We start from the raw sequence: 7,441 nt of genomic DNA, 5'->3' as shown, positions 1-7,441 counted from the left end.
CCCCCCCCCCCCCCCCCACGCCGACCAGCCCAGCTCGGACTCGCTCAGTTCGCGCGTCAGCTTCAGCGTGCCGGCCTTGTAGTCGGTGATCTTCGTGGTGTCGCCCGCCTTCACGCGCCAGTTGAACGCGCCCAGCGGCATCTCCACCCGCGAGGTGTAGTCGTAAAGCTTTTGGTACAGCTTTGAGCGCCAGCGCACGCTGGTGGCGTTGTTCAGGCTGGGCCAGGTGTCGCAGACTTGCACGCGTTCCCAGCCCTCGTCCGTTTCCACCAGCCAGATAAAGCCCTTGGCCGGGTTGAACAGCAGGTATTCGATCCAGTCGGACGGCTCGTCGGGGTCGGGATCGGCGCATTTCATCAAGCCGATCAGCGTATAGCTGACGCCGCTGATCTTGGCCACCGCGCCCAGCGACAAGGTGGTGCTAATCGACTTGACCTTGCGCGCCTTCGCGATGACTTCGGCGGTGGGGCCGGAACAATCGACCGCGGCCGCGCAGGACGGGCACACCACATGGGTCGCCATGGCCGCCACGAAACTGATGGGCGCGCCGCAGTTGGGGCAGTCCAGCGCCTTGATCTGGCCGCGAAAACGTCCGGCCGTCTCTTCCACCTGCTCGTTGCTGCGCAACGATGCCGCCTGCATGGCGGACAGGTCGAAGGCCTTGCCGATGTAGAGCTCGGGTTCGGGGCCGTCGGAAAAATCCAGCGTGAGAAAGGCGTCCAGGCTGCGGAAATCCGCTACCTTGGCTTCCCAGCCCTTGCCGGGCACAAAGGGCAGTTCGCCTTGCGCGCCGCCGGCCTGCGCGCGGCGTACGTCCGCCGCCACGAAGCGCTGCCCGTCCAGCTTGAGCACATCACCCGGCGCGATGTCGGCAAAGGCCGGCAGCCCTTGCGTGGACTTGACCGTGCGCCGCCGCGTGACCGCGTACTGGCCCGAGGCGTCCGACAGCCAGCCGTCGGCGCCGTCTTCGAACCAGACGTACCACTCGTTCCAGAAGCCGTCGTCATAGCGCAGTTGAATGCGGCCGATCACATCGAAGCGCTTGCCGTCGACGCTGCCCGCCGCGCCCAGGCACAGCGGCGAATAGTCTTCCAGCACGTCGGCCATTTCGCCGATGCGCTTGACCGACTCGGCATCTTTCAACAAGGTGCTGCGGCATGCGCCGCAAACCGCCATGACCGAGGCGGTAGAAGTGAACTTGACCGGGGCGCCGCACTGCGGACACAGAACCTGCTGCATGGGGCCTTAGCTGGTCAGTTTCTTCAGCACTTCCGCCTTGGCCGTGTCGTAATCGGCGGCGGTGATCAGGCCTTTATCCAGCAGGTCTTTCAACTGCTGCAAGCGCGCGACCGGGTCGGGTTGCGACGGCGCCGCGGGTTGCTGGGGTTGCGCCGGTTGCTGGGGCTGGGCTTGCCCCACGCCCAAACCCGCCGCCATGGTCTGCCCCAGCGCCGCGCCCGCCGCCAGGCCCGCGCCCACGCCGGCGATACCGCCTTCGTTCTGCGCGGCCAGCGGTATTGCGGTGGCCGTCTGGTACTGGGTGAACTTGCCCAGGTCGCCCGCCATGCCCATCGAAATCCGCGTGTCCAGCGCCTTTTGCAGTTCTTCGGGCAAGGACACGTTTTCAACCGTGAAGTTGTCCAGCTTGACGCCATAGCGGTCGAACACCGGCGCCAGTTGTTCACTGATGCTTTGCGACATCAGCCCCTGGTTGCCCGCGATGTCCAGGAACGGCACCTTGGACCCGCCCAGCGCCGTAGTCATGGCGGCCACCACCATGTTGCGCAATTGCGCTTCCAGGTCGTCCACCGTGTATTCGTCGCGCGTGCCGCTGATTTCGCGATAGAACTTGGCCGGGTCGGCAATCTGGTACGAGTACACGCCGAAGGCGCGCAGCCGCACCATGCCGAATTCGCTGTCGCGCAAGGTCACGGGTTGTGCCGTGCCCCAGCGCCGGCCCAGCTGCAAGCGCGTGCTGAAAAAGATCACGTCCGACTTGAAGGGCGACTCGAACAGCTTGTCCCAGTTCTTCAGGTAGGTCAGGATCGGCAGCGTCTGCGTGGTCAGCTTGTACATGCCGGGGCCGAACACGTCGGCCACCTTGCCTTCGTTCACGAACACCGCCATCTGCGATTCGCGCACGGTCAGGCTGGCGCCGTACTGGATTTCAAAGTCCTGCATCGGATGGCGCCAGGCGAGCACGCCGTCGCGATCCTCGTTCCATTGCAGGATGTCGATGAACTGCTTGCGAATAAAGGAACCGAGACTCATGAAAAGCTCTCCCGTGTCAGATCGGATTCGATGGCGCCCGCCTTCAGGTCAGGCAGGCCGCATTCACGATGCCGGCGGCCAGCGAGATCGAACCGATCAGGCCGCCCATGGCGATGTTGTTTTGTTCGATGGCCTCGTTCATGCCCTGGACGGCCTTGTTGACCACCACGTACACAACGATCTGCACCAGCATGGCGGCCAGGCCCCACACCAGGAACATCACGAAGCTGGCATGCACGGCAATGCTTGAGCACAGGGTGAAGCTGAAGCCCACCAGCGCGCCGCCATACGACAGCACGGCGGCGATGTTGCCTTCGCGGATCAGGTCGAATTCCTTGTAGCGGGTCACGGCGGTATAGACCGCGGTGAAGACGCCCAGCATGACAAGCGCCGAGACGATATAGATCAGATAGGTCACCGCCGGATGCATCGCTTCTCCCATTGCCACCCTCCTAATTGCGCGCAGTATATACGCGGCGTTCGATATACTGCGAACGCATTTTTCGCCCCGGACACCTCATGCGCGACCGCGTTCTCATCCTATCGGTATTGATCGTTGCTTCCTGCGGTTTGGGCTATGAGCTCATCAGCAGCGCGCTGGCCAGCTATTTACTGGGCGATTCCATCCTTCAGTTCTCCTCCGTCATCGGCTGCTATTTGTTCGCCATGGGCATCGGCTCGTGGTTGTCAAAATATGTAAGAGACGAAGACGTTTTGAATCGGTTTATCGACGTCGAGCTGCTGGTGGCCCTGTTGGGCGGCGTGTCGGCGGCGGTTCTTTTCCTGGTGTTCGCCTGGCTGTCCGCACCCTTTCGCGCGGCGCTCTATGTGGGCGTTTTCGTCATCGGTTTGATGGTGGGCATGGAGATTCCGCTGGTGATGCGGGTGTTCAACCAGCGCAAGGCCGAGTTCCGGGAAATCGTCAGCCGCGTGCTGACCTTCGACTATCTGGGCGCGCTGGCCGTGTCGCTGATCTTCCCGCTGCTGCTCGCGCCCAAGCTGGGGCTGCTGCGTACCAGTTTCCTGTTCGGCATCCTGAACGCCAGCGTGGCCTTGTGGACCACGTGGCTGTTTCGCGCCGAGGTGCGCCGCCCCGGGGAAAAGGCGTTGCGCGCCTGCGTGGTGATCGGCTTCCTGGGGCTGGGCTTCTTCTATTCCACCGCCATGACGACCTGGGCCGAAAAAGGCCTGTATGGCGACGACGTGGTGCATGCCGAAACCACGCCCTACCAACGCCTGGTGGTAACGCGCTGGCACGACGACCTGCGCCTGTACATCAACAACAACCTTCAGTTTTCGTCGCGCGACGAACATCGGTACCACGAATCCTTGGTGCATCCGGGCTTGCAGACGCTGCCCTGGGCGCGCAACGTGCTGGTGCTGGGCGGCGGCGACGGGCTGGCGGTGCGCGAAATCCTCAAATACAAGAACATCGAACACATCACGCTGGTGGACCTGGACCCGGCCATGACCGGGCTGTTCTCGCGTTCCGAGCCGCTGGTCGAATTGAACCAGGGTTCACTGAAGGACCCGCGCGTCACCGTCATCAATGACGACGCCGGCCGTTGGCTGGAAACGCACGCCGAGGTCTACGACTTCATCGTGGTGGATTTTCCCGACCCGTCCAATTTCGGCCTGGGCCGCCTGTACTCGGTGCCCGTCTATCACCTGATGGCGCGCCACCTGGCGGAAAACGGCTACATGGTGATCCAGTCCACGTCGCCCTACTTCGCCCCGCGCTCGTTCTGGAGCGTGGACGCCACGCTGAAGGAAGCGGGGCTTAACACCTGGCCGTACCACACCTATGTGCCGTCGTTCGGCGACTGGGGCTTCATTCTGGCCAGCAAGCGGCGCGACTACACACCGCCCGACAAGATCACCGTGCCCACGCGCTATCTGGATGCCGTCACCACGCGCGAACTCTTCCACTTTCCCGCCGACATGCCGGCGCTGGCGATGCCGCCCAACCGCTTGAATGAGCAGTCGCTTGTGCGCTATTTCGACGAGGACTGGCGCAAGGTCATCCGCTGATGCGCCGCCGCAGCTTTCTTCTGGGCGCGGCCACGGCGGCGGTGGCGGGCGCGGCGGGATACGCCCGGTCACGCATCGTCGAGACCCCGGCGGACGTGTCCTATCCCGGCATGCAGGCCGGGCACGCGCTGCGCGACGGCGCCGCGCTGCCCGCGCCCACGGCCAACTATCGGCATCAGGTGGTTATCTTGGGCGCGGGGGTGGCGGGCCTGTCCTGCGCCTGGAAGCTGGCGCGCGAAGGGTTCACCGATTTCGTCGTGGTGCAAGGGCCGGAATTCGCCGGCAACGCGGCGGGCGGGCAGCGCGACGAACTGCACTATCCGCTGGGCGCGCATTACCTGCCGCTGCCCTCGATGGCGTCCACCCACGTGCGCGAGATGCTGGCCGACTTCGGCATCATCGAACGTGGCGCGGGCGACATCCGCCCGTACTACGACGAATCAATCCTGGTGCATTCGCCGCAAGAACGCTTGCTGCGCAACGGCCATTGGGAAGACAGCCTGCTGCCCATGACGGGCTTGCCCGATGCGGACGTGGCGCAACATCATCGCTTCCTGGCGCTGATCGAACGTCTGCATACCCAGGTAGGCAACGACGGCCGCAAGGTCTTTTGCATTCCGCTTGTGCTGTCGTCGGAAGACCCCGCGTGGCGAGCGCTGGACACCATCACCTTCAAGCAATGGCTGGACCGCGAAGGCTACACGTCGCCCGCCTTGCACTGGTATCTGAACTACTGCTGCCGCGACGACTACGGCGCCAACTACGACGTGGTTTCGGCCTGGGCGGGCCTGCACTATTTCGCCAGCCGCGACGGCCATGCCGCCAATGCCGCTGAAGGCGCGGTGCTGACCTGGCCGGGCGGCCTGTCGGTGCTGGCCGAGCGCATGCGCCAATCCATCGACGCAAAGCTGGGGCACTCCCGCTGGCTGATGGCCGGCACGGCGGTGCGCGTGGCCGACACGCCCGCCGGCCCCTTGACGACTTGCCTGACAGGGGACGACACGCCGCGCGCCTATACGCTGCAAAGCCAGCGCACCGTGTGCGCCATGCCGCTGTTCGTGGCCCAACGCCTGCTGCCCGACATCCGCGCCTATGGGTATGACCCGGCCGTGCATGCCTCGTCGCATGCGCCCTGGTTGGTGTCCAACTTTGTGCTGGACGGCTATCCCATCGAGGCCCCCGGCGAACCGCTGTCGTGGGACAACGTGGTCTACCAGGGCCGGGCGCTGGGCTATGTGGTGTCCACGCACCAACTGCTGCGCGTGACACGCTCGCCGCGCAGCGTCTTCACGGCTTATCACGCGCTAAGCGGGCAGTCACCCAGCGCCGCGCGGCAATGGCTGGCCACCGCCAGCCCGCAAGACCTGCGTGACGAAGCCGCCGCCGACCTGCTTGCCGCCTATGGCAAGGAGTTCTGGCGCAACGCTCGCCGGCTCGACATCACCGTGCGCGGCCACGCCATGGCCTCACCGCTTTGTGGTTATTTATCCAACGCCGGGCTTGCCGCCTTGCGCGAAGTGGACGGCCCGGTGCTGTTCGCGCATGCGGACTTGTCGGGCTATTCCGTCTTCGAGGAAGCGTCGTGGTGGGGCGTAGTGGCGGCGGGCCGGATTTTGGGACAAGCCGCGCTAGGTAAAGGAACAGGTACAGCTACAGGAACAGGAACACATGGGTAAGCACGTCATCGTCTTGGGCGCGGGCATTGTGGGCGTGTGTTGCGCGCTGGAGCTATTGCGCCGGGGTGTGCGCGTGACGCTCGTTGACCGTCAGGCGCCCGGCATGGAAACGTCATTGGGCAACGCGGGCGTGCTGGCGCGCAGTTCACTGATGCCGTTCAACCACCCCGGCTTGTGGGGGCAACTGCCCCGGCTGATGAAGAACGACAGCGTGCAGTTCCGCTATCGCGCGTCGTATCTGGCCAGGAACCTGGGCTGGGCGACGCGCTTTTTGTTGAACGCGCGGCCGTCGGTATTCAAGGAAACCGTGAATGCGCTGGACGGTTTGATCCGGCTGTCCGCGCCCGAGCATTTGAAACTGTTGCTTGATGCCGGTGCTCGCCATCGCTTGCGAGACACGGGCTGGGTGTTTTTGTACCGCAGCGAGGCCGCGTGGAACGGCAGCGCGTTGGCGCGCAACACCTTTGCGCAGTATCAGGTGCCGACGCAAACTTTGAGCGCCGCCGAATTGGCGGAGCTGGAACCGGCGTTGTCACCGATCTTTCACCGGGCGCTGTGGATCCAGGGTTCGTATTCGGTTGACGACCCGCATGCGGTGGTCACGGCCTACGCCGACCTGTTCCGTGCAAAGGGCGGCACGTTCCGGCGCTTGCAGGCCGCCAGCATCCGCCGCGACGGCCAGGGATGGACGGTGCTTGGCGCGCAGGCGTCCGAGTCGGTGTCGGCGGACCAGTTGGTGGTGGCGTTGGGGCCGTGGTCGAAGGCGATGTTGAAGAGCACGGGCATTGAGCTTCCCATGGCGTTTGAACGCGGCTATCACATGCATTACCGAGGTGAAGACGGGGCAAGCGTCACGCGCCCGGTGTACGACACGGGCGGCGGGTATGTGTTGTCGCCCATGGCGCGCGGGCTGCGATTGTCGACGGGTGTGGAATTGGACGCCTGCGACGCCGCGCCACGCAACACGCAGTTGGACATGGCGGAAGCGCGGGCACGTGAAGCGTTTCCGTTGGGTGAGCGCTTGGACCCAAGCGCGTGGCTGGGCCGGCGCCCTACCCTGCCGGACAGCCGGCCGATGATCGGGCAGGCGCCGAAACACCCTGGATTATGGCTGGCGTTGGGCCACCAGCACATCGGTTTCAGCACCGCGCCGGGCACGGCGAAGATTTTGGGTGAGTTGATGTTCGACGAGGGTGAGGCATCGCGCCACCATGCGTTTCGGCCGGGGCGGTTTATTTAGGTGGGGGTCGTTTGATGATCGGGTAATGGGCAATTAGCGATCGCCATAAAGGAAAGCCGGTGTCCTTCGTAGGATGGGTGAAGCGCGCGATGAACGGCAACGTATCGCCGCCGCCCCAACGCGCGCAACCCATCATTTACCGCCCCAACGCGCGCAACCCATCACACGCCGCCCCAACGTGCACGGTCCGCACGCCAACGCGCCGCCCATGTCACGCCGCCGT

6 protein-coding genes are annotated in these 7,441 nt (G+C 64.6%); 3 read left to right on the top strand and 3 right to left on the bottom strand.

From position 1 onward, the window contains the following. The 3 genes from ACE04A_RS13185 to ACE04A_RS13175 all read right to left on the bottom strand — a co-directional run. Positions 1-1,239 (bottom strand): DUF4178 domain-containing protein (locus ACE04A_RS13185; RefSeq protein WP_485820192.1); only part of this gene is annotated, 1,239 nt, incomplete at its 3' end. 6 nt (positions 1,240-1,245) lie between these two features. Then, entirely contained in the window at positions 1,246-2,271 is a 1,026-nt protein-coding gene (locus ACE04A_RS13180; protein WP_259246062.1) for an SPFH domain-containing protein, read from the bottom strand. Between the two features lie 43 nt (positions 2,272-2,314). Then, on the bottom strand, positions 2,315-2,701 hold the full coding sequence (locus ACE04A_RS13175) for a DUF350 domain-containing protein (protein ID WP_100857823.1): 387 nt from the start codon (positions 2,699-2,701) through the stop codon (positions 2,315-2,317). A gap of 89 nt (positions 2,702-2,790) precedes the next feature. On the opposite strand from ACE04A_RS13175, the gene ACE04A_RS13170 reads away from it, so the two are divergent. From ACE04A_RS13170 to ACE04A_RS13160, 3 genes are read left to right on the top strand one after another with little or no spacing between them, the layout of a single operon-like run. Beyond that, positions 2,791-4,302, top strand: coding sequence for a polyamine aminopropyltransferase (locus ACE04A_RS13170; protein WP_279996064.1), 1,512 nt, complete (start codon positions 2,791-2,793; stop codon positions 4,300-4,302). Further along, positions 4,302-5,978: an NAD(P)-binding protein gene (locus ACE04A_RS13165; RefSeq protein ID WP_448717355.1), complete on the top strand. Its 1,677-nt coding sequence runs from the start codon at positions 4,302-4,304 to the stop codon at positions 5,976-5,978. The genes ACE04A_RS13170 and ACE04A_RS13165 overlap by 1 nt, the downstream gene beginning before the upstream one ends. Further along, positions 5,971-7,218 (top strand): NAD(P)/FAD-dependent oxidoreductase, encoded by a 1,248-nt coding sequence (locus ACE04A_RS13160; protein ID WP_448717356.1) that lies wholly within the window; start codon positions 5,971-5,973, stop codon positions 7,216-7,218. The genes ACE04A_RS13165 and ACE04A_RS13160 overlap by 8 nt, the downstream gene beginning before the upstream one ends. The last annotated feature ends 223 nt before the right edge of the window (positions 7,219-7,441 follow it).

This window comes from Achromobacter colocynthidis (genome assembly GCF_057334535.1).
This window is presented reverse-complemented; position numbering and strand designations above follow the sequence as displayed.

What these genes read in the sequence shown, in the direction of transcription:
- ACE04A_RS13180 (WP_259246062.1), bottom strand. Translation starts at nt 2,271, where the DNA reads ATGAGTCTCGGTTCCTTTATTCGCAAGCAGTTCATCGACATCCTGCAA.
- ACE04A_RS13175 (WP_100857823.1), bottom strand. Translation starts at nt 2,701, where the DNA reads ATGCATCCGGCGGTGACCTATCTGATCTATATCGTCTCGGCGCTTGTC.
- ACE04A_RS13170 (WP_279996064.1), top strand. Translation starts at nt 2,791, where the DNA reads ATGCGCGACCGCGTTCTCATCCTATCGGTATTGATCGTTGCTTCCTGC.
- ACE04A_RS13165 (WP_448717355.1), top strand. Translation starts at nt 4,302, where the DNA reads ATGCGCCGCCGCAGCTTTCTTCTGGGCGCGGCCACGGCGGCGGTGGCG.
- ACE04A_RS13160 (WP_448717356.1), top strand. Translation starts at nt 5,971, where the DNA reads ATGGGTAAGCACGTCATCGTCTTGGGCGCGGGCATTGTGGGCGTGTGT.